The organism is Gemmatimonadota bacterium (assembly GCA_041390105.1).
GTDB lineage: Bacteria > Gemmatimonadota > Gemmatimonadetes > Longimicrobiales > Gaopeijiaceae > JAGQIF01.
Genome location: JAWKQO010000003.1, coordinates 782,163 through 803,012 on the forward strand (window position 1 = coordinate 782,163; position 20,850 = coordinate 803,012).

Annotated in this window: 20 protein-coding genes; 11 read left to right on the top strand and 9 right to left on the bottom strand. The window is 68.6% G+C overall.

Features of this window, described 5'->3' with window-relative positions; translation table 11 throughout:
• The first annotated feature begins 5 nt into the window (after window positions 1-5).
• From sufD to R3E10_16500, 8 genes are all read left to right on the top strand, one after another.
• Window positions 6-1,346, top strand: coding sequence for a Fe-S cluster assembly protein SufD (gene sufD, locus R3E10_16465; protein MEZ4417349.1), 1,341 nt, complete (start codon window positions 6-8; stop codon window positions 1,344-1,346).
• Window positions 1,343-1,651 (top strand): non-heme iron oxygenase ferredoxin subunit, encoded by a 309-nt coding sequence (locus R3E10_16470; protein ID MEZ4417350.1) that lies wholly within the window; start codon window positions 1,343-1,345, stop codon window positions 1,649-1,651. The genes sufD and R3E10_16470 overlap by 4 nt, the downstream gene beginning before the upstream one ends.
• A gap of 3 nt (window positions 1,652-1,654) precedes the next feature.
• Entirely contained in the window at window positions 1,655-2,896 is a 1,242-nt protein-coding gene (locus R3E10_16475; GenBank protein ID MEZ4417351.1) for a cysteine desulfurase, read from the top strand.
• Window positions 2,897-2,923: 27 nt separating this feature from the next.
• Window positions 2,924-3,376, top strand: a complete 453-nt coding sequence (locus R3E10_16480; GenBank protein MEZ4417352.1) for an SUF system NifU family Fe-S cluster assembly protein — start codon at window positions 2,924-2,926, stop codon at window positions 3,374-3,376.
• A 1-nt stretch (window position 3,377) separates the two neighbouring features.
• Complete coding sequence (locus tag R3E10_16485; protein ID MEZ4417353.1) at window positions 3,378-4,028, top strand: hypothetical protein; 651 nt, start codon at window positions 3,378-3,380, stop codon at window positions 4,026-4,028.
• Window positions 4,029-4,240: 212 nt separating this feature from the next.
• Complete coding sequence (locus tag R3E10_16490) at window positions 4,241-4,774, top strand: prepilin-type N-terminal cleavage/methylation domain-containing protein (GenBank protein ID MEZ4417354.1); 534 nt, start codon at window positions 4,241-4,243, stop codon at window positions 4,772-4,774.
• 3 nt (window positions 4,775-4,777) lie between these two features.
• The gene (locus R3E10_16495) at window positions 4,778-6,907 is read left to right on the top strand and encodes an HD domain-containing phosphohydrolase (GenBank protein MEZ4417355.1); all 2,130 of its coding nucleotides are present in this window, start codon (window positions 4,778-4,780) and stop codon (window positions 6,905-6,907) included.
• Window positions 6,908-6,918: 11 nt separating this feature from the next.
• On the top strand, window positions 6,919-7,344 hold the full coding sequence (locus R3E10_16500) for a hypothetical protein (GenBank protein MEZ4417356.1): 426 nt from the start codon (window positions 6,919-6,921) through the stop codon (window positions 7,342-7,344).
• On the opposite strand, the gene R3E10_16505 is transcribed toward R3E10_16500, so the two are convergent.
• Window positions 7,318-7,812: a CDP-paratose 2-epimerase gene (locus R3E10_16505; GenBank protein MEZ4417357.1), complete on the bottom strand. Its 495-nt coding sequence runs from the start codon at window positions 7,810-7,812 to the stop codon at window positions 7,318-7,320. The two genes, R3E10_16500 and R3E10_16505, sit on opposite strands and share 27 nt — an antisense overlap.
• A 75-nt stretch (window positions 7,813-7,887) precedes the next feature.
• Between R3E10_16505 and R3E10_16510 the strand changes: the two genes are divergently transcribed.
• Entirely contained in the window at window positions 7,888-10,062 is a 2,175-nt protein-coding gene (locus tag R3E10_16510) for an HD domain-containing protein (GenBank protein MEZ4417358.1), read from the top strand.
• 63 nt (window positions 10,063-10,125) lie between these two features.
• On the opposite strand, the gene R3E10_16515 is transcribed toward R3E10_16510, so the two are convergent.
• Window positions 10,126-11,370 carry an alcohol dehydrogenase catalytic domain-containing protein gene (locus R3E10_16515; protein MEZ4417359.1) on the bottom strand — a complete coding sequence of 415 codons (1,245 nt, stop codon included), beginning with the start codon at window positions 11,368-11,370 and terminating at the stop codon, window positions 10,126-10,128.
• A gap of 146 nt (window positions 11,371-11,516) precedes the next feature.
• On the opposite strand from R3E10_16515, the gene fadI reads away from it, so the two are divergent.
• A complete protein-coding gene (gene fadI, locus R3E10_16520) occupies window positions 11,517-12,791 on the top strand; it encodes an acetyl-CoA C-acyltransferase FadI (GenBank protein MEZ4417360.1) in 1,275 nt (424 codons plus the stop codon).
• A 68-nt stretch (window positions 12,792-12,859) separates the two neighbouring features.
• Here fadI and R3E10_16525 read toward each other — a convergent pair whose 3' ends face one another.
• A complete protein-coding gene (locus R3E10_16525) occupies window positions 12,860-14,476 on the bottom strand; it encodes a hypothetical protein (GenBank protein ID MEZ4417361.1) in 1,617 nt (538 codons plus the stop codon).
• Between the two features lie 297 nt (window positions 14,477-14,773).
• Between R3E10_16525 and R3E10_16530 the strand changes: the two genes are divergently transcribed.
• Window positions 14,774-15,568: a methyltransferase domain-containing protein gene (locus R3E10_16530; protein ID MEZ4417362.1), complete on the top strand. Its 795-nt coding sequence runs from the start codon at window positions 14,774-14,776 to the stop codon at window positions 15,566-15,568.
• Window positions 15,569-15,624: 56 nt separating this feature from the next.
• On the opposite strand, the gene R3E10_16535 is transcribed toward R3E10_16530, so the two are convergent.
• The 6 genes from R3E10_16535 to R3E10_16560 all read right to left on the bottom strand — a co-directional run bounded on the left by R3E10_16535 (window position 15,625) and on the right by R3E10_16560 (window position 20,712).
• A complete protein-coding gene (locus tag R3E10_16535; protein ID MEZ4417363.1) occupies window positions 15,625-16,095 on the bottom strand; it encodes a redoxin domain-containing protein in 471 nt (156 codons plus the stop codon).
• Between the two features lie 84 nt (window positions 16,096-16,179).
• Window positions 16,180-16,698 (bottom strand): acyl-CoA thioesterase, encoded by a 519-nt coding sequence (locus R3E10_16540; protein ID MEZ4417364.1) that lies wholly within the window; start codon window positions 16,696-16,698, stop codon window positions 16,180-16,182.
• Complete coding sequence (locus tag R3E10_16545) at window positions 16,695-18,242, bottom strand: SLC13 family permease (protein MEZ4417365.1); 1,548 nt, start codon at window positions 18,240-18,242, stop codon at window positions 16,695-16,697. The genes R3E10_16540 and R3E10_16545 overlap by 4 nt, the downstream gene beginning before the upstream one ends.
• 111 nt (window positions 18,243-18,353) lie before the next feature.
• The gene (locus tag R3E10_16550) at window positions 18,354-19,217 is read right to left on the bottom strand and encodes an alpha/beta fold hydrolase (protein MEZ4417366.1); all 864 of its coding nucleotides are present in this window, start codon (window positions 19,215-19,217) and stop codon (window positions 18,354-18,356) included.
• The gene (locus R3E10_16555) at window positions 19,214-19,570 is read right to left on the bottom strand and encodes an arsenate reductase family protein (protein ID MEZ4417367.1); all 357 of its coding nucleotides are present in this window, start codon (window positions 19,568-19,570) and stop codon (window positions 19,214-19,216) included. Before R3E10_16555 ends, R3E10_16550 begins: the two co-directional genes overlap by 4 nt.
• Window positions 19,567-20,712 carry a serine hydrolase domain-containing protein gene (locus tag R3E10_16560; GenBank protein MEZ4417368.1) on the bottom strand — a complete coding sequence of 382 codons (1,146 nt, stop codon included), beginning with the start codon at window positions 20,710-20,712 and terminating at the stop codon, window positions 19,567-19,569. Before R3E10_16560 ends, R3E10_16555 begins: the two co-directional genes overlap by 4 nt.
• Window positions 20,713-20,850 lie beyond the last annotated feature (138 nt).

The window sequence follows — 20,850 nt, forward strand, 5'->3', positions numbered from 1 at the left end:
CAACGATGACGAGCGTGACGACGATGGCCCCCGAGGGGGTGACGGCAGCACTGAACCGGGACGCGGCCGAGGCGCGGGCCCAGGGGGCGCCCGAGTGGCTGCGGCAGCGGCGCCTGGAGGCATGGGAGACCTACGAGTCGCTGCCCTTCCCCACCACCACGCTCGAGCATTGGCGCTACACCGACGTGAAGCGCGTGCTGAAGATCCAGGACCTGTCCCTGGGCGAGGGACCTCGGGCTTTGGCCCCCGAGGCCTTTCCGGCCGGGCTGCGCGAGGCCATGGACGCGGACCGCAGCGCCGCCGGCCACGCGGTCGAGGTGGACGGGTGCCTGGTGCACGTGGATCTGGATCCGGAGCTCCAAGCCCGCGGCGTGCTGTTGCTGTCGCTGCGCGAGGCGGCGCACACCCACGCGGAACTGATCCAGAGTCACTTGGAGCAGGCCGTGCCCGCCTCGGAGGGCAAGTTCCAGGCGTTGAACGCGGCCCTCTGGCAGGACGGCGTGCTTCTGTACTTGCCCGCCAACGTGCAGCTGGACCTGCCGGTGCGGGTGACGCGTTGGGCGTCGGAGGCGGGCACGGCGTATTTCACGCGCACGCTGCTCATCGCTGAACGCGGGAGCCGCGCCTCTTTCGTCGACGAGATCCTCTCGCCGGACTTCGAGCGCCAGACGTTCCATTCCTCGGCGGTCGAGATGTTCGCCGAGGATGGCGCCCAGGTGCAGTACGTCTCCCTGCAGCGCATGGGGACGGGCGCCTTCCATCTGTCGCAGCAGCGCACGGTGGCCAGGCGCGACTCCACGTTGGACACGCTGAACGTGCAGCTGGGTGCTTCGGTGGCCCGCCTGGATCTGAACGCGCGCCTGCTCGGACCGGGTGCCAACAGCGATATGCTGGGGCTGTACTTCGGAGACGGGCGCCAGCACTTCGACATGTGCACCAGCCAGGATCACGTGGCCCCCAACGCCACCTCCGACCTGCTGTACAAGGGCGCGCTCGATGGCAAGGCCCGCTCGGTCTTCCGGGGCATCATCAAGGTGCACGAGCGTGCCCAGCGGACGGATGCCTACCAGACCAATCGCAATCTGCTCTTGTCCGACCATGCGCGTGCGGACTCGCTCCCCAACCTCGAGATCGAGGCGGACGACGTGAAGTGCTCGCACGGCGCTACCGTGGGGCAGCTCGACGCGGAGGCGCTGTTCTACCTGATGAGCCGCGGGTTGCAGCGCGAGCGGGCCGAGCGTCTGGTGGTGCTGGGATTCCTGGGGGAGGTGCTGAGTCGACTGCCCCTGGGCGGCGTGGTGGACAAGGTCACCAAGGTCATCGAGTCCAAGCTGGGCCGGGCGTGAGCTGGGTGCGGGTCGCCGACCCCGGGGCTTGCCCCGCGGGTTCGCTGTTGGCCGTGGAGGCCGAGGGCGAGCGCATCGTAGTGGCCAATGTGGACGGTGTGCTCTACGCGCTGGAGGACCAGTGCTCGCACGCTGAGTTCGCGTTGTCGCAGGGTGAGCTGGAAGGGTCCGAGCTCGAGTGTACCTTGCACGGCGCGCGCTTCGACGTGTGCACGGGGCGGGCGACGCGCCTGCCGGCCGTGCGGCCCGTCCGCTCCTTCGAGGTCGAGGAGCGGGAGGATGGGATCTACGTCCACACGGAGTAGGGAATGGCCGACGTGAGCGCGCGCCTGCAGCCGCTGGCCCCCAAGGCGGACTTCCCCATCCTCGCGCAGTCCATCCACGGACAGCCCCTCGCCTACCTCGACAACGCGGCCACCACCCAGAAGCCCATCGCGGTGCTGGACGCCATCGAGCACTTCTACCGCCACGACAACGCCAACGTCCATCGCGGCCTCTACGAGCTTTCGCGGCGCGCCACGGAGGTCTATGAGGGTGCCCGCGCCACGGTGGCTGCTTGGATCGGAGCCCGTGACCCGGCGGAGGTGATCTGGACGCGGGGCACCACCGAAGCCCTCAACCTGGTGGCGCACGCCTGGGGCTTGGATCAGCTCCGGCCCGGGGACGAGCTCCTGCTCTCCGAGATGGAGCACCACTCCAACCTCGTGCCCTGGCAGTTGCTGGCCCGTCGCACCGGCGCCGTACTCCGCTTCCTGCGCATCGCGGAGGACGGCACCTTGGACCTGGGCGCCCTGGACACACTCATCAGCGAACGCACCCGTCTGGTGGCGGTGGCGCACGTGTCCAACGCGCTGGGCACCGTCCACCCGGTCCGTCGCATCGCAGACGCCGCGCACGCCGTGGGAGCCCTGGTGGTCGTGGACGGCGCCCAGGGAGCGCCCCACCTGCCGGTGGACGTATCCGCGCTCGGAGCCGACTTCTACGCGCTGTCCGGCCACAAGATGCTGGGGCCCACGGGCATCGGCGCGCTCTGGGGTCGCCGGGAGCTGCTGCAGGCCATGGCTCCCTACCAGGGTGGCGGCGACATGATCGAGACGGTGGAGCTGGAAGGCAGCACCTGGGCCGCCCTCCCCAACAAGTTCGAAGCGGGCACCCCCCACGTGGCCGGCGCGGTAGGGCTGGCCGCGGCGATCCGCTATCTGGACGCGCTCGGGCGGGACGCCATCCTGGCGCACGAGCGGGAGCTGCTCGCCTACGCCCTGGACGCGCTTTCCACCGTGCCGGGGATCCGGACGTTCGGCCCCCCCGAGCTGGAGCGGCGCTCGGGCGTGGTCTCCTTCCAGATGGAGGGCGTCCACCCTCACGACGTTGCCACCGTCCTCGACACCCGAGGCGTGGCCATTCGCGCCGGACACCACTGCGCCCAGCCTTTGATGCGCCACCTGGGTGTCCCGGCTACGAACCGTGCCTCGTTCTATGTGTACAACTCGCCCGCCGACGTCGACCGGCTGGTCGAAGGGCTCGGCGAGGCGCGACGCATCTTCGGGTAGGGGTCGCCCCCGTTACTCAGGACGCCAGTGGACCGGACCGAACCCCAGCTCACATCGCTCTTCCAGGAACTCATCCTGGATCACTACCGAAAGCCCCGGAACAAAGGGGAGCTTCCGGAATCGAGCGTCGAGATCCACATGCGGAATCCCAGCTGCGGGGACGACGTGCATCTGCGCCTCCGTCTGGTGGACGGGGTCATCGCGGACGCGCGCTTCACCGGGGAGGGCTGTTCCATCTCGCAGGCGTCCGTGTCGATGATGACGGCCCTGCTGAAGGGCAAGCCGGTACAGGAGGCCCTGGACCTGGCCGCCCGCTTCACCGAGATGATGCACGGCAGCGCGGAGGCCGCCAAGGACCGGAGCCTGGGCGACCTGCGGGCCCTGGCCGGCGTGAGCAAGTTCCCGGTGCGCGTAAAATGCGCCCTGCTGGGCTTCGACGCCCTGCAGGAAGCCATCAAACAGAATGAGGAGAAGGGCTGACGTGATCGGACCTGGAAGGCTGCGGCGCGGGATCAGTGCTGGATGGCTGCTGGGGGTCGTGGGCCTGGTGGCCTGTGGCGGCGAGCCCCCAGCGGAGGAGGTTCCCTACTTCCCACCGGGGCCTCCGGTGCAGGACACCCTCTCCAGCGAGACCCTGGAGGGCATTGATCCGGGGGAGTTGGGGCTCACCCTGCCCTGGACCCAGGGCACGCTGAACCGCCGCCCCCCTCCGGGGGCTCCCTCGCGCACTATCGATGGGATCGAGCTCGCTTCGCACCAGGGGTTCGACCGCCTGGTGGTGAGCTTCCGGGCCGACGCGCCCGATTTCCCGGGCTACCGGCTGGAGTACCTCACCGAAGCGCCCACGGAATGCGCGGCCGACCCGTCCGAAGTGGCCGTGGCCACCTCGGGTGCGGCCTTCCTGCGGCTGCGGATCTCGGGAGCGCGCGGCCACGATGACGACGGCCGCTCCACAGTGGGTCCCACGACCCGGAAGGGGAGCTCGGCCAACCTGGTCACCCTGATCCGCACCTGCGACTTCGAGGGCGAGGTGTCCTGGGTCTTCGACCTCGCCACGGCCATGCCCTACCGCATCATCGAACTGGAAGACCCCACCCGCCTGGTGGTCGACGTCCAGCAGCCCACCGCCTGACCCCCAGGCGCACGGGGTACGCACCCCCTGCAAAGCGTTCCTCGGGCCCCCGTCCGTGCTTCGGGACGGGGGCCTTCGCTTGCTCGGCCCCGAACCGTGGCGTCCGCGCCATTGATGCGGCTCGCACGAGGTTTGCACTCGGTCCAGCGGAACCTGCCACCGGAGCGGGGAAGACCCCCTGATCCGTCCGGCGGCCCGAGGCAGATGGTACGGTGCGGCAAGCGCTTTCGCATAAAGGCTTTACGCTGATCGAGCTCCTGGTGGTGATGGCCATCATCGGGACGCTCGCATCCATCGTGGTGCCCAAGCTCCAGGGGGCCCGCCTGCAGGCGCAAATTGCCGCAGCCATCGCAGACGTCCGGGTCCTGAGCATCGAGGTGGCCGAGTACGCCGGGCAAAACGACGGGCTCTACCCCACCTCCCTGGCCGACATCGGACGGGGTGGCTTCCTGGATCCTTGGGGTCAGCCCTACGAATACCAGGCCATCGCGGGCACGAAGGTCCCGGGTGGTGGAGGAGGCGGTGGCGGTGGTGGTGGTGGTGGAGGGGGCGGTGGTGGCGGTGGTGGCGGTCCGAACTGTTCGCCTCGCAAGAACCGCTTCCTGGTTCCGCTGAACTCCGACTTCGATCTGTTTTCCGTGGGTCCCGACGGAAAGTGCGTTGGGCCGCTCACCGGCGGCGCCAGTCACGACGACATCGTGCGCGGCAACGACGGCGGTTTCATCGGCCTCGGCAAGAACTTCTGAGCCATGGCTCTCGTCGAGCGCCGCTTCCTGACCACCCGCGTCGCGCGCCGGCTGCTGACACTCTTCGTGCTGTGCGCCCTGCTTCCGCTTTCCATTTCGCTGTGGCTTTCCTACCGGCACGTCACGCGCGAGCTGGCCGCCCAGGGCGAGGAGCGCCTCAGCCAGGCCGCCACGGCGGCCGGCATGTCGGTGATCGAGCGCCTGATGGCGGCCGAGTCGGAACTGGCGCTGCTGGCCGGACAGGAGGGTCTGCGCAACCCTGGGTCCGACGCTTCCTTGACGCTGCGTCTGCTGGGCGGTTTGGCGGGCGGCGAGGAAGGCTCGCCACCGCGTTGGAGCGTCGGAGAGCGCGTCGCGGCATTCCCGGAGCTGGACGACGCGACCCGCGCCTTCCTGGACGCCGGGGGCACGCACCTCGTGCTGCCCGAGGGGTCTCGGCACCCGGTTCTGCTACGCCGCGATCCGAGCGGGCATGGGCTGTTGGCCGCGCCCGTTCGGGCCGATTCCATGTGGGCCACGGCCCAGGTCTACTCGGCTTCCGAGATCGGGCGGGCGCTGTGCGTGCTGGACCCGTCCGGCGAGGCCCTCGCTTGCCCCCACGCGGTTCCGGCCGCCGTGCGCCAGCGGGCGCTGGCCGTGCGTTCCGAGCCGGTCTCCTGGCAGGACGGTGGGGAGGACAGCCGCGGCTGGGCCTGGCAGATCTTCCTGAGCGGTCAGTTCCGCGCGCCCGCCTGGGTGGCCATCGTCAGCGAGCCGGCCGCGGCCGCCCTCGCACCGCTCCACGGATTCACGCGCGCCTTCGTCCCCACGTTGCTGCTGGCGCTCTGGTCGGTGCTGTTGCTCAGCAACGTGCAGATCCGCCGCACCATCGACCCCCTGGACCGTTTGAAGGAAGGGACCAGGAGGATCGCGCACGGTGACTTCGAGAGCCGTGTGCAGGTCCGCACCAAGGACGAGTTCAACGATCTGGCCGAGTCCTTCAACACGATGGCCGACGACCTGGGGCGCCAGTTCCGCACGTTGGAAGCGCTACACCAGCTCGACCGTCACGCGCTGGAGTCACGCACGCTCGATCACATGCTGGACGGCATCGCGGCACCGCTGGCCCATGCGATCCCGGGCGCCGACTTCAGCATCATGATCCTGAACGAGAGGGGGCCGGCCACCCTGCTCCGCAACGGTGCGGACGAATCGGGAGTCGAGCGCTTCTCCGTGCACCTCGGCCCTTCGGCGAAGGCGATCCTCGCGGAGGGCGCTGATCACATCGCGCTGCGAGGCCCGAAGGGCGGAGCACTGGGCGACGCCCTCGGCCTGCGGCCGGAGGGCGATGGCGCGTTGGACGTGTTTCCACTGCGTGTGCAGTCCCAACCCGCCGGCTGTCTGGTGGTGGAGGGACCGGGCGGACGTGCCCTGGACGACGACGAGCGCGTGCAAGCGCGCCAACTCGCCGACCAGGCCGCACTCGGTGTCTGGAGCGTGCGTCGCCTGGTGGATCTGGGCGATCTGAAGGAAGGCGCCATGACCGCTCTGGCACTGGCCATCGACGCCAGCTCCCACTGGACGTCCGGTCATTCGCGCCGAGTCACTGAGCTTACCGTGCGTCTGGCGGCGCTGCTGGGCCTCCCGGAGAAGGAGATCTCCGTCCTGCACTCCGCGACCATGCTGCACGACATCGGGAAGATCGGCGTACCCACGGCGGTGCTCGACAAGAATGGTCGACTCACCGACGAGGAGTACGAGATCATCAAGACGCACGTCACGATCGGGGAGGCCATCCTCAAGCCGATCGCGGCCTTCGAGTTCATGCTGCCCATCGTGCGTCACCACCACGAGCGCTTCGACGGTCGCGGCTACCCCGACGGGCTCTCCGGCAAGGACATCCCCTTCGGAGCCCGCATCGTGGCCGTGGCGGACACGTTCGACGCGCTGGTCTCGGACCGCCCCTACCGCCCCGGGAAGAGCGTGGAGCTGGCCACCCGCATCATCGAGGAGGAAGCGGGCGCCCAGTTCGATCCCAAGGTCGTGGGCGCGTTCATGCGCATGTACACGGCGGATCTGAAGGAGATCGTACAGTCGCATCGCGAGCGCGGCGCGCTCGAAGACGCCCTCCCCGCACTGCCCGCCCTTCGTTGAGGAACCGACCCATGCTGGACTCCACCACCTCCATCCGCCGGCGCTCCTGGGCGCTCCTGTTGTCGGCACTGCTGCTCAGCGCCTGTGACATGACGCCGCCCCCCGAGATCCCCTCTGAGCTACTGGGCCGCTGGGTGACGGACACCGAGGGCTACGAGGGCCGGGAGATCTCCCTGGTGGGCGACCGGCTGCTGATCAGCCTCGGGGGCCCGGTGGGCCGTGCCCACCCCATCGACCGCATCCAGAGCTCGCCCTACGGCATCCAGACGGAGTACCGCCTCTTCTTCCGCAACGAGGAAGGCCTCAACGACGAGCTGATCCTCCGCTACGAGAACCGGGAGGGGGACGAGACGCTGCGCATCCGCAATCTGGAGATGGTCATCTGGCGCAGGGTGGGCGCGTCCAGGCCGTCAGAGCTCCCCGAATCGATCGGCTAGGCGCTGCCCCCGGTAGGTGAAGATGTCCCGCAGCCAGGGCTCCACCAGCAGACCGTTCACGGGCCTGCCTCCCCACACCGCGTAGTCCACCACATCGCGGACCCGGGTCCCACCCGGGACCGGGTCGAAGCGGTGGTCGTGCCAGAAGGTACGGTACGGCCCCCGGGACTGGACGTAGCTGAAGCGACGCACCGGCTCCCAGTGGTCGATCCAACTCTCCCACCTCCAGCGCAGGCGCCGCGCGCGTAGGCGGTAGCGGAGCCGAGTGCCCAGGCCGATCCGGTCAGGCAGCGGGTCCAGGAAGTCCAGGTGGAACCAGTCCGGAGTGAGCCCGTTCAGCTCCCGTGGGTCGGAAAGCAGCGTGAACAGGGGCTCGGGCTCGGCCGCCAGTTGCACATCGGCAACGAGGCGGAGCCGGGCACCCTTCTTGCCCCCTGCCAGGCGTTGCACGGAGACGACCGTCGACATCGGGCGAGCGTCGGGACCGGTTGCATGGACTGCCCCTGCCGGGGCAACGAGGACTGCGGACGCAGCAAGAGTACCGTGAGAGTCGAACTCGGTTTCCTGGAGACGAAGGTCGCACGCCGACTTCTCTTTCTGTTCGTCTTCTGCGCCGTGCTGCCCATCACCGCGCTGGCCACCGTCTCCTACCGACACGTGGCCCAGCATCTGCGGCGCACCCATCAGGAACGGGTGGACGATCTCGTCGCCGGCACGCAGGATCTTCTCCGTGACCGTCTGCAGGTAGCCGAGGGCGAGCTCGGCGTCCTTTCGAGCGCGCTCGCACTCCCTGAGCTCGATCCGAAGGACGCCGGCGCGCTGGCCGCCCGGGCCGCGAGCTTCGCGGCGGTGGCGCTGGACCGTGGCGGTCGCGCACCCACCGCGGTGCTGGGGTCGCTCCCGAGCATTCCCGAGCTCTCCGCGGAGGAACGGCGCTATCTCGAGCAGGATCGCCCGCTGTTCCGCGTGGTCCGCTACGCGCAGGGTACGCCCGAGCTGTTGCTCGCGCGAACCGTGCCGTCCGCGGAGGGACCCCGCACCATCGTCTGGGCTCGCCTGCGCTCCGGCTTCCTCTGGGACGGCGTGCCGACCGCACCCTATACCGGCGGAGAGCTGGCGATCGTCGACGCGTCCCTGGCGCCCCTCTATGGTCCGCTCTCCAGCGACGAGACGTTCCGCACGCGCCTCTCCGCGCTGGTGGGCAACGGTGAGGAAGGGACGCTGAGCTGGACCGCCGAAGGCGAGCCGTTCCAGGCGGTCGCCATCCCGCTCCGGTTGGGCAGCCCGCTCGAGGCACCCGCCTGGCACCTGGTGGTGAGCGTGCCCGCCCAGGCGATCACGGCTCCCCTGCGTGACTTCACCCAGCGGTTCCTGCCGGTGATGCTCACGGCCCTGCTCATCGTGCTGCTCCTCAGTGACGTCCAGATCCGTCGCACCATCCAACCGCTCAAGCGGCTCAAGGAAGGGACGCGACGCATCGCCGACGAGCACTTCGATACCACCGTCGACATCTCCAGCAACGACGAGTTCCAGGAGCTGGCCGACTCCTTCAACCGCATGGCCCAACGCCTGGGCGAACAGTTCGGCACCCTCACGGTGATCCGCGAGGTGGACCAGGCGGCGCTGGAGGAAGCCGAGGGGCGTCAGCTGATCGATCCGCTGCTGCGCGGCATGCGCTCGGTGGTTCGTACCGACACGATCTCGGTGTGCCTGCTCGATACGGAAGATCCCCACCAGGGTGTCTGCTACACGGTGGTGGGGCAGGACAGCGAGGTGGACGTGGAGCACGTCACGCTGGCCCGTAGCGATCTGACGTCGCTGGAGACACAGCCTCAGCACATCGACACACCGGCTGGCGCGGTGCGCCCCGCCTACCTCATGGTCACGGCGCTGGCCGCCAATGCCGATGCCGGCTTCGCATCGCTTCCCCTCGTGCTGCGCGGCGGGCCGGCGGGGGTGGTCTCCTTCCCGGTGATGTCGGACGCCGAGAAGGGCAGCGCGCATCTGCTGCGCGCGCGTCAGGTCGCCGACCAGCTCGCTCTGGCCCTGTCCAATGTGCGACGGCTGCGAGCGCTCGACCGCTTCAACTGGGGCGCGCTCACGGCGCTCGCTCGCACCATCGACGCCAACTCACCCTGGACCGCGGGGCACTCCGAGCGGGTGGCCGAGCTGGCGACCCTGATCGCGACCCAGATGGGCCTGAGCGAGAAGGACGTGGACATCGTCCAGCGGGGTGCGCTCCTGCACGATATCGGCAAGATCGGCGTGCCCATGGAGATCCTGAACAAGGCGGGGCCGCTGTCCGAGGAAGAGATGGCAGCCGTCCGCGAGCATACCGTCATCGGCGCTCGCATCCTGGAGCCCATCGCTGAGTACGCCGAGCTGCTTCCGATCGTGCTGCACCATCACGAGCGCATCGACGGACGAGGCTACCCCAATGGTCAACGCGGCGACGCCATCGACCTGAACGCACGCATCCTCTCGGTGGCCGACACGTTCGACGCGCTGACCTCGGACCGCCCCTACCGCCGCGGTCTGCCACCTCGCACCGCCATCGAAGTGGTGCGCAATGCTGCCGGCACCCAGCTGGATGTGAAGGTCGTAGAGGCCTTTCTGGCCCTGCACGAGGCCGGCGCTCTGGAGGGCTTCACCAAGAAGGAGAAGCGCTCCGCCAAGAAGCCCGCCAAGCCCGAAGCGCTGTTGGCAACGACCGGCTGACCATCCTGCGGACGAGCGGCCGGCTCGCCGCACGGCGCGCCCCGCCCATGGTGATCCCGCTTCTCAGGGCTTGAGCAGCACCTTCACAGCACCGCTGCGGCGCCGATCCTCCGCGGCCGCCAGTGCGTCCTTGTACTGGGCCAGCGGATAGATATCGGTGACCATGCGCTGCACGGGCGCGTCGGTCTCCAGCAGCATCCGGTGGGTCACTTCGAAGGTGTGGAGCGACTCGCCCCGCCACCGTTCGATCCCGTAGCCCACGAAGCCGTGCGCGTGCAGCTCGTGCGCCCACAAGAGGGTCAGATCCAGCTTCTTGATCTCCGCCGCACAGCCCAGGAGCACCACCCTACCGCGCGCGGAGGCATAGCGCAGCGACTGTGTGATGGTGTCCTTGCTCCCCACGCAGTCGAAGATCAGCGGGAAGCCGCCGCCCGCGTAGACCTCGTCTCCGACGATGGGCTGGTAGGCCTGCGCGCCCGTCGCCACCAGCGCGTCGCGCGCCTCCTCTCCCGGTCGGACCACAGCGCTGGCACCCAACGCGCGCGCCAGTTCGACCTCGGCGGGCCGCTTGGCCTGTGCCAGAAGCTCGCCCTGGAACCCGGCGGCCCGGATGGCCCACAGGGTCGCGAAGGCGATGGGTCCGCTGCCGATCACCAGGATCGGTCCCGACCCCAGATCGGTTCCCAGAGCCGCGTGCACGCCGATGGAGAGGGGCTCGATGAGCGCGGCCACCCGATCGTCGAGAGCATCGTCCACGACGAACAGTTGGGATTCGTGCGCAATCATGCGCTCGCCCCAGCCACCCGGGAGGTCCCGGTGATATCCCACCGTGAGACCTCGCGCCAGCGGCGCGCCGCCGATCCTCAGCTCGCCCTGCTCTCCCGCGTTCTCACAGGTGGAGTGCCACCCCTCCCGACAGGACCCGCACACGCGCTCTCCGGTGAATCCGCGCACGGTGCAGGAGAGCATGGGGTCGACGGCCACCCGGTCACCGGGACGCACACGGGTGACGCCCGGCCCCACCTCATCCACCCGGGCCAGAATCTCGTGCCCGAGCACGGCTGGGAAGGAGCCGAACGGCTCCATCACTGGGCTGGACGTGAACGACAGATTGCCCAGATCCGAGCCGCAGATCCCACCATAGAGCACGGTGAGCTTGGCCCAGGCGGGCCCGGGAAGCTCCGGCTCCGGCTGCTCCCGGAGGCGCAGGCCGCTCAGGATGCCATGCGTGGCACCGCGCGACACCCGTCCGAGCGAGCGGGCCAGCAGGAAGCCCGGAATGGTCACGTTGAAGGTGACGGCGCGCATGGCGGGCTGGGGTGGCGGGACATGACAGGGACGCGGCCGACACACCCTCCCGGTTGCCCGAGCGGGTCGGATGGCCGGAACGTTAGGGGAAGCCCGCAGGTAGGTCCAGCGCTCGCAGCGCGTCCGCCAGGCAGGGAGTGACTCACATGAAGACGGCCATCGTCGCTGGGATCCGGACCCCGTTCGCCCGCTCGGGCACTGTGTTCGCCGATCTGACGGCCATCGAGCTCGGCAAGCTGGCGGTGCGGGAGTTGGTGGCCCGCTCGGAGATCGACCCCGCCGAGGTGGGCCAACTCATCTACGGAACGGTGGTGCACGACACGCAGGCGCCCAACATCGCCCGTGAGGTGGGCCTGGCTACGCTCCCCAAGACCGTCCCGGCGGTGACGGTCTCACGCGCCTGCAGCTCCGCCAACCAGGCCATCGCGGACGGAGTGAACCTGATCGGCCAGGGATACGCCGACATCGTGATCGCCGGCGGAGCCGAGTCGCTCTCCCATGTGCCCATCACCGTCAGCGAGCGCCTGTCCAAACGTCTGGTGGAAGCCTCCAAGGCCAAGACGCTCGGGCAGCGCGTAGCGGCCTTCCGCGGGCTGCGCCCCAAGGAGTTGGTCCCCGTGCAACCGGCCATCGCCGAACCCACAACGGGCGAGACCATGGGGCAGTCCGCCGAGCGCATGGCCAAGGAGAACGGCATCAGCCGCGAGGAGCAGGATCGCTGGGCGCTGCGTTCCCATCAGCTCGCGCAGGCGGGCACCGAGGACGGTCGCCTCCTGGCCGAGATCGCACCGGTGTACGTGGGCAAGGCCTACGAAACCGTGGTGGACCGGGACAACGGGATCCGCGCCGACACGAACCTGGAGGCCCTCGGCAAGCTGAAGCCGGTGTTCGACCGGAAGTTCGGATCGGTGACCGCCGGCAATGCTTCGCCGCTCACCGATGGTGCCTCGGCGGTGCTGTTGATGTCCGAGCAGGCAGTACGCAGCCACGGCGTGGAGCCGCTCGCCTGGATCAAGAGCTACGCCTTCACGGCGCTCGACCCCGCCCAGCAGCTCCTGCAGGGCCCCTACTACGCGGCGCCCATCGCGCTCGACCGTGCAGGCATCACCATGGCCGACGTGCAGCTCCTGGAGATGCACGAGGCCTTTGCGGCCCAGGTGCTCTCCAACCTGCGCTGGTGGGAGTCCGACGAGATCGCCGAGCGTGAGCTGGGCCGCGCCACGGCGGTGGGGCACCCTCCCGAGGACGTCATCAACGTCATGGGTGGGTCCATCGCCATCGGCCACCCCTTCGGAGCCACCGGTGGACGTGTAACCATGACGCTCGTCAACGAGATGAAGCGGCGTGATCTGGAGCTGGGCCTCATCACCGTGTGTGCCGCCGGCGGGCTCGGCTTCGCGATGGTGGTGGAGCGCGCCTGACCTACGGTTCGGAGCGCCGCGGATCTACCTCCAGTGCAAAGCGGGTCTACTTCCAGTCCATAGCGGATCTACTTCCAGTCCATATACGACACGCGCGTCATCCCGGGAATCAGTCTGCCCAGCTCGGTTCCGTCCGGAAGCATGATCTGGACGTCCGTATAGCCGACACCCCTCAGGTGGGCGATGTAGGTTCCCGACGGATCGAACACCGGCAACCAGTTGATCCAGCCGTTCGCCAGTAGCGTGCGCTCGCCCGAGCCGTCCACACGCGCTTCGATGAGGTTCCAGGGGGTGAATCCCGACTCGGGATCGGTCGCATAGTTGGTGCCGCGCATGAACCGTTCGAAGATGGCCACCGTCCCGTTGCTGGTGGCATCGTGGTCGGAGGTCCCCGCCGCTCCACTGATCTGGAGCACGCCTCCGCCGTCCGCATCCATCACCGCCATGCGCACCTCGGGCTGAGCGCTGAACCGGTCCGTCTTGAACACGATCCGACCGTCCGGCAGGAAATCGGGGTCGTTGTCGGCTACGCCGTCCGGCGTCAGCACGTCCAGCTCCATACCGCCCGGCGTCATGAGCACCAGGCGGGAGTCGCCGCCCGGCCGGTAGCTCGCATAGACGATCCGCTCGTCATCGGGCGACCACGCGGGGTGGCCGTCCAGGATGTGGTTGTCGGTGAGTCGGGTTAGCCCCGATCCGTCCACGCGGATGGAATAGATCTCGTAGTCGTTGTACGCCGTCTCCGACGGCGCTCCGTGAAAGGCGACCCGGGTGCGGTCGTGCGAGAGCGAGACACCATCGATGAACAGTCCGGTTCCCGAGGTGATCTGACGGACCTGCCGACTGGCCGGATCGAAGCTGTAGATATCCCGGGGGCCTCCGTGATCCGAGACGAATACGATCAGGCCACCGAGGCCGGTCGGAAGCTCGGGATGACCGGAGCCCACCGCGTCCGCCCAAGGAAGCGCGGGCCAGCCACCGCTGTTGGTCCCCACGCCGACACTGCCGAAGGCGAAGCCGACCGCACCCGCGCCCTCCTGGAGGCGCACCGCATCGTAGATCAGGAAGTTCACGCGGGTGGCGGCGGTCTTGAGGCCATCTTCGCCGGAGGCATCGTCCCCGATGGGAATCAGGAACTCCGCGGCCCAGCCCCCCGCCACGCGGGCCATCCGGCCGAGGCCGTCCCCCACGACGTCGGTGGGGTTGGCCGCCGCCGTCGTGTGCATGTCCACGTATTGGGAGCCGCTGAGCGCCGCCAGGAGTGCCTTTCCGTCCTCCCCGACCTCCTGTCTGCCGTTGCCGTCATCGTCGAAGTGCACCACGATCCCGTCATTCTGGATGGGACCTGTGGCATCGAACTCCGCGTCGCTGGTCGCGTCCGACCAGCGGAAGGCCAGATAGAGGTGCCGGTCGTCGTTGACGGCCACCCAGTCGACGGTGACCGAACCGCTGGCGGCGCCCTGGCCGAAGTCGCCGCGCATCTCCACCTGCGTCGAGCGCACGCCGCCCACGGCCGCCAGATCGACGACGCCGTCGATGGGAAAGCGGCCCGCAACCGGTGTGACCACCGTGGGCCCCGGATCCTGGGGTTCGGAATCGTCGGGACCCGTGGGGTCGGCTTTGCTCTTGTCGCAGCCGGCCACCACCCCGAAGAGCATGACCGCCAGCGTGAACTCTCGAACCATGGGATGTTCCCCGTTAGATCGGTCTGGGCTGTCCTCCTACGAGCACGGCGTATGCCGCCCTTCCTATCTGTGACGCGAGCGTCCGGCTCATAGGACAGGCCCCGCGCCCGGGAGCCCCTGTAGGCCCATGGTCACTTGTCCGAACCGCCCCCAGCCTACACGCACTCCAGCCGCCCGCATGACCCGAACCGACCTGGTTCCTCGCTCTTCGGGGTGAGATCCTTCCCGCGCCCCCGTCGGGAGTCCCAGCGCACACGCTGCGCGGGCTCCCGCGGGCCCAAGCCCCCACGAGGACCCATGTCCCCGACCGACAGCCGTTCTCCGGCACAGATCTACGAGGAGGACTTCGTCCCGGCCGTCTTCGGACCCTGGGGCTCCACCATGAGCGACCTCGCCGGGCTCACCCCCGGTGAGCGCGTCCTGGACGTCGCCTGCGGCACGGGCGCCCTCACGCGAGTGGCGGCCGCGCGCGTAGGCCCCGCCGGCTCGATCACCGGACTGGACGCCAACCCGGAGATGTTGGAAGTGGCCCAGCGCGTCGCGCCGGGCCTCGAGTGGCGAAGAGGCCGCGCGGAGGCACTCCCCTTCGACGACGACAATTTCGACGCGGTGGTCAGCCAGTTCGGATTCATGTTCTTCGACGACCAGGTCGGAGCCCTCCGCGAGATGATGCGCGTCTTGAGACCCGGCGGTCGTCTCGCCGTCTCCGTGTGCGACGCCCTCGACCACTCGCCCGGCTATGCGGTGCTCACCGTGCTGCTCCAACGCTTGTTCGGCGATGAGGTGGCGCGCGCTTTCGCGGCCCCATTCACCAGCGGGGATCCGCGGCGTCTGCAGGAGCTTTGCAGGCAGGCCGGCATTGCTTCCGCTCGCGTCCAGCGCGTGGAAGGCGCGGTCCGTTTCGCATCGGTGGCGGATCTCGTGTCAACGGAGCGAGCCTGCGCCTGGACGCTGGGCGGTCTGTTGGACGATGATCAGTTCCAGTTGCTCCTGGAGCACGCCGAAGAGTCGCTGCGCCCCTTTGTCGAGGCGGATGGCCGGCTGAACCTCAGCATGCCCTGCCTGGTGATCACGGCAGAACGGCCGCGCTGAGGCGCGGAGCAGGGAACGGATCGCTCCGCCGCCGGCGGAGACGGGGACCAGCGTGCTCAAGGTAGCTTGGTCAGCGCCTCGGCGATCTCATCGAAGGGCGGCAGAACGGACGAGTCGTCGTCCATCCAGGCGTAACGGACCACACCTGTCTTGTCGATGATGAAAGCGGCGCGTTTGGACACGCCTTTCATGCCGAAGAAGTCGTCATACAGCACGTCGTAGGCGCGACTGACGTCCTTGTTGAAATCCGAGAGGATGGGAAAGTCCGCACCCACCTCCTCTGCGAACTTGGCGTTCACCCAGGGCGAATCCACACTGATCCCGATGATCTCGGCGCCGAGCCCCGTCCAGGTGGAGTAGTCTTCTGCGAAGCGACAGAGCTCCTCCGTGCAGGTACCGGAGAATGCCAAGGGGAAGAAAAGAAGAACGACGTTGCGTTCCCCCCGGAAGTCAGCGAGCCGTACCGGGGCCTCGCGCACGCGTCGCGTCAGCGTGAAGTCCGGCGCCTCGCTACCCACCTCGATCATCGTTGCTCCTCGGCCCCGCTCAGGGCCTACTGCGCACGCGTCCGACCCGCCCGCTCCGTCAGCGGAGTCGGTCGCGAGCTCCACTCAATAGTCTTCGCCGAGCTCGATGGCGAGCGTCTGGCGCACTTCACGCCGGCGCTGGGCCTCGTGCCAGCGCTTGCGCTCCGCCTCCGTCTGTGGCTCCAGCGCTGGCACGGGCTGGGGCCGGCCGTGCTCGTCGATCGCCACGAAGGTCAGGAAGCAGGTGTTCGTATGGCGGCGAGTACCGGTCAGCAGGTTCTCGGCCTCCACCCGCACGCCCACTTCCATCGACGTACGCCCCACGTAGTTCACGCGCGCCTTGCAGGTCACCAGTTCGCCGGCGTAGATCGGCTCCCTGAAGTCTACCCGGTCGATCGAGACGGTCACGCAGTTCTGGCCCGCATGCCGCATGGCCGCCACGGCGGCAGCACGGTCCACCATGGAGAGCACCGCACCGCCGAACACGTTGCCCAGGTTGTTCACCTGATGGGGCATCATCAGCTCGGAGACCTGCGACTCGGAGGCCGCCGGAGACTTGGGTGTGCCCTTCGAGGTGACACCCTGCTTCTGATCCGGGCTCATGGTACCGTCCTCACCGCATTCTGGGCCCAGTCCGGAACCACGCTGGGGTCCATGCCGAACACCGTGGGACCGATCAGATAGAAGAGGGTGGCCACCACCACCACTCCGATCAGGTTCAGCACGATGCCGGCGCGGGCCATCTCAGCGATGCGGACGCGTTCGCTGCCGAACACGATGGCATTCGGTGGAGTGGCCACCGGCATCATGAAGGCGCACGAGGCCGAAATGGTGGCCGGTACCATCAGCAGCAGAGGATGCAGGCCCGCCGCGACCGAGACCGAAGCCAGGATGGGCAGGATCATCTCCGTGGTCGCCAGGTTCGAGGTGAGCTCTGTCAGGAACGTGATCACCAGACAGATCGACGCGACGATCAGCAGCGGGGGAGCGGCGGAGAGGCCCGCGAACTGCTCTCCGATGACGTCGGAGAGACCGGTGGCCCGGAATCCGTAGGCGAGCGCGAAGCCGCCGCCGAAGAGCAACACGATGTCCCAGGGAAGTCGACGGATCACGTTCGCGTCCAGGATCATCCCCTTGCCTTCCCCACGATCGCGGGCGGGGATCAGGAACAACAACGACGAGAGCGCGATCGCCACGGTGCCGTCGTCGAAGAGAGACGGATCCGGGAAGAGCTCCGACCACCCGGGAATCGCGAACGCACCCAGGCTGATGCGCACCCGGAACACCCACAGCAGCGCCGTGGTGGCGAAGATCGCCATGACCACCTTCTCCTCGAAGGAGGCGGGGCCCAGCTTGGCGCGCTCGTCCTCGATCACCGAGGGGTCGGCGTGCACGTGGCTCGGGGAGCGGTAGAGCACGCGGGTCAGCAGGAACCACGTGATCACGAGCATGGTGGCGCCCACCGGAAGGCCCAGCAGGAACCACTGGCCGAACCCGATCGGAGGGGCATCCGGATAGGTGACCGCGAAGATCCGCGAGAACGACAGGTTGGGCGGTGTGCCCACCAGTGTGGAGATCCCACCCATCGAGCACGCGTACGCGATCCCCAACATCACCGCCACGGTGAACGGGTGGGTATCCTCCGTTCCGAACGTCTCTTCCATGGTGACCACGATGGCCAACCCGATGGGCACCATCATGATGGCCGTGGCGGTGTTGGAGATCCACATGGACAGGAATGCCGCCGCCAGCATGAAGCCGAGTACCAGGCGGGCGGGCGTGCCACCCACGCGCTGGATGATGGCGAGCGCGATGCGGCGATGCAGATTCCAGCGCTGCATGGCCAGGGCGATCAGGAAGCCGCCCAGGTACAGGACGATGGTGCCGTTGAAATACTGCGTGGCCGTGGGGCCTCCTCCTGCCAGGCCCAGCAGCGGAAACAACGCCAGCGGTAGCAGAGCCGTAGCGAACAGCGGTATGGCGTCGGTGATCCACCAGGTGGCCATCAGCAGGGCCACGGCGGCCATGCGACCGGCGGTCGGATGCTCGGCGGGCGCCTGGAACAGGAAGGCCGCCCCGAACAGCACTGGACCCAGGATCAGCCCGATCCTGCGGAGTCGGTCCCCTCCCCGCGCGATATGCTCCAACTCCACCCTCCCCGGCTGGATGATCCTGTGGCTCTGCGCCCCTGGTCGGGGTGGCTCGAACCTCGGGAGGGAGTGGCGCTGGGGAAAGGGGGAGGGGTGGCCGGCCGCCGATCAGGCGGTCGAGCCTTCCAGCCCGCGGATGAGGCTCAGAAGCGCTCGGTGCGTCACTTCGCGCTCCAGCAACCCCATGTGGTCGGCGTCCTCGACCCGCGTGATCGGCACCTCCCGACGCTCGGCCAACCGATCCGCATGGATGGGCGGCACCCTGCGGTCGGCCCCGCCCTGCACGATGAGCGTCGGGACCGAGACCTCGGCGATGCGTTCCTCCGGCCGCAGGCGGCTCCAGGGCTCTCCGGTCTGGAGTCTCCAGAACGGCAGCAACAGCGGCACCGCGAAGTGACCGGGCACTCCGTTGTCGCGCATCCAGCCCTGTGTGACCTCCAGCAGGTCCGCTGGGGCAGCGAGCAGAGCCAGGGCGCCCACCGGATGGCCGTCGGCCGTGGCGAGAATCGCAGCAGCGCCCCCCATCGAATGGCCCACCAACACGGTGCGGCCCCCGGGACGGCGCTCTGCGAGGAAGCGAAGCGCCGCCTGGACGTCGTCGCGGTAGTGCCGAAGGGTCACCACGGAGGCTGCGTCGCTCCGTCCGTGACCGCGCACGTCGAAGGCGAGCACGGACACGCCGGCCGCCACCAGTGCCTCGGCGACCGGCATCATCCGGCCGGCGTTCGCCGCCCAGCCGTGCACCAACACGGCCGCTGGCGCCTCAGCGCGCGGGGAGCCCTCGATCCACCAGCCCCGCAGCGTGAGACCGCCGGAGGAGAACTCGACCTCCTCATGAACCAGCCCGGCGTCACTCGGCGTGCGCTGCACGGGGCGAACCGGTGGACGCAGCGTAGCCAGAGCCATGCGATTGAGGGCCCAGGCGCTGCTGCCCAGCGCGCCTACCACTACGCCTGCCAGGGGAACGATCATCCCTTGGCCGCCTCCACCCACCGCTTCCACTCTCCGCTGGCGTCACCCACAGTGAGTTGGCTCTGGTTCCGCACCAGCGGCTGCCTGAGCAACAGAGGTTCCTCGACGAGCGTGTCCATCCAACGCTCGTCCGACAGGTGCGCCGCCCTCAGCCCGAGCTCGGCGTAGCGCTTCGAGCTCTCGTCCACCAGAGAGGTCACGCCGAACTTCTGGACGAAGCGGGAGAGCTCGCCTTTGGAGGGTCCCTTCACCGCGAAGTCCACGAAATGGACCGGGATGCGGCGGTCCGCGAAGAAGCGAAGGGCTGCGCGTGTCTCCTTGCTCTTCTTGGTTCCGAAGATCTGGATGTTCACGGTCCGACCTCGGGAAACAGGATCGCCTCGATCTTGTCCGACAACTCGTTTCGGAAATACGGCGCCCCGCTGTCCTCGGCGGGGCCACGACTGGTCACGACCGCCACGATCACGTCCCGATCGAGGTAGTGGTTCAGGATGGCGTTGTCGCCCCAGTCCTCATTCCCTCGCGCGTTGAGCACGCGCCCCACGTTCGGCCGTTCGCTCAGGAAGGCGCCGTAGGTGGACGCGCCGAGGGACATCTCGTCACGGGGCGTCCAGAGGACCGAGCGCGCCTCGGCGCTGAGCACGTCACCTTCTTCCAGAGCGTGCTCGTACCGGACCAGATCCCGGGCCGTGATGAGCAGCCCGGCGGAGGAGAGCATGCCGTAGTTGCGCCGGGTGATCTGACGCCCGAGCGAGCGGAGCGGCTGACTGACCACGTGGGCGTCTCGGACGTCGACTTCTGCCCAGTGGGCGGCGTGCTCCAGACAGGCCGGCCCGAAGATCTTCTCTGCCAGGAGCCGCTCGTAAGGACGGTCGTACACGGTTTCGAGGACGATGCCGAGCAGGTCGTACCCGTCATTCGAGTAGCGAAAGCGCCCGGCGCGCTCGGGATCGGGAGGCGCCTCGCCCAAGGCCGAGAGTGCCTCGGCTCGGGCGGTCTCCTGCTCGCCGCGGTAGGACGAACCCAGACCCGAGCGGTGGGCCAGCAGATCGGCCAACGTCAACGGGCCCAACGTCCCGGGAGCGTCGGACAACACGGTCCCCAGCGAGTCGTCCAGCTCCAGACGGCCCTCCTCCACGGCCTTCATCACCAGCGCGGCCGTGAAGTACTTGGTGATCGACGCGACGTGGAACAGAGTGGTCGCGCCGACAGGGACGGCTCCGTCCAGCGCGGCGTTTCCGGCCACCCGATCGTAGATCAGGGCGCCGTCGCGTAGGATCGCGACCCCTCCTGCAAAGCCTCTCGAGGCCGCATCGTCGACGACTTCGTCGAAGCGCCTCTGCAGCGCTGCATCGATCCGGCGTTCGAGCGGAGCACACTGGCCCACCGACGCGCCGGCTCGATCGTTCACCGACCGGACACGAGGTGCATTGGTCTGGCTCATCAGGAGCAGCCCGACCCCAAGCGCCGCTCCCACACCCACGATCATCTTCATGGACGGTCCATGCAGAAGTGGCGGAGACGGGCCCGGTCGGCGCGTCTGCGACCGACCCTACCCCGGTGTGGCCGCCCCCGTTACACCACAGCCTCCTCGTCGATGCCGCAGGACCGGGGCAGCCTGGCCGCTGCGCGG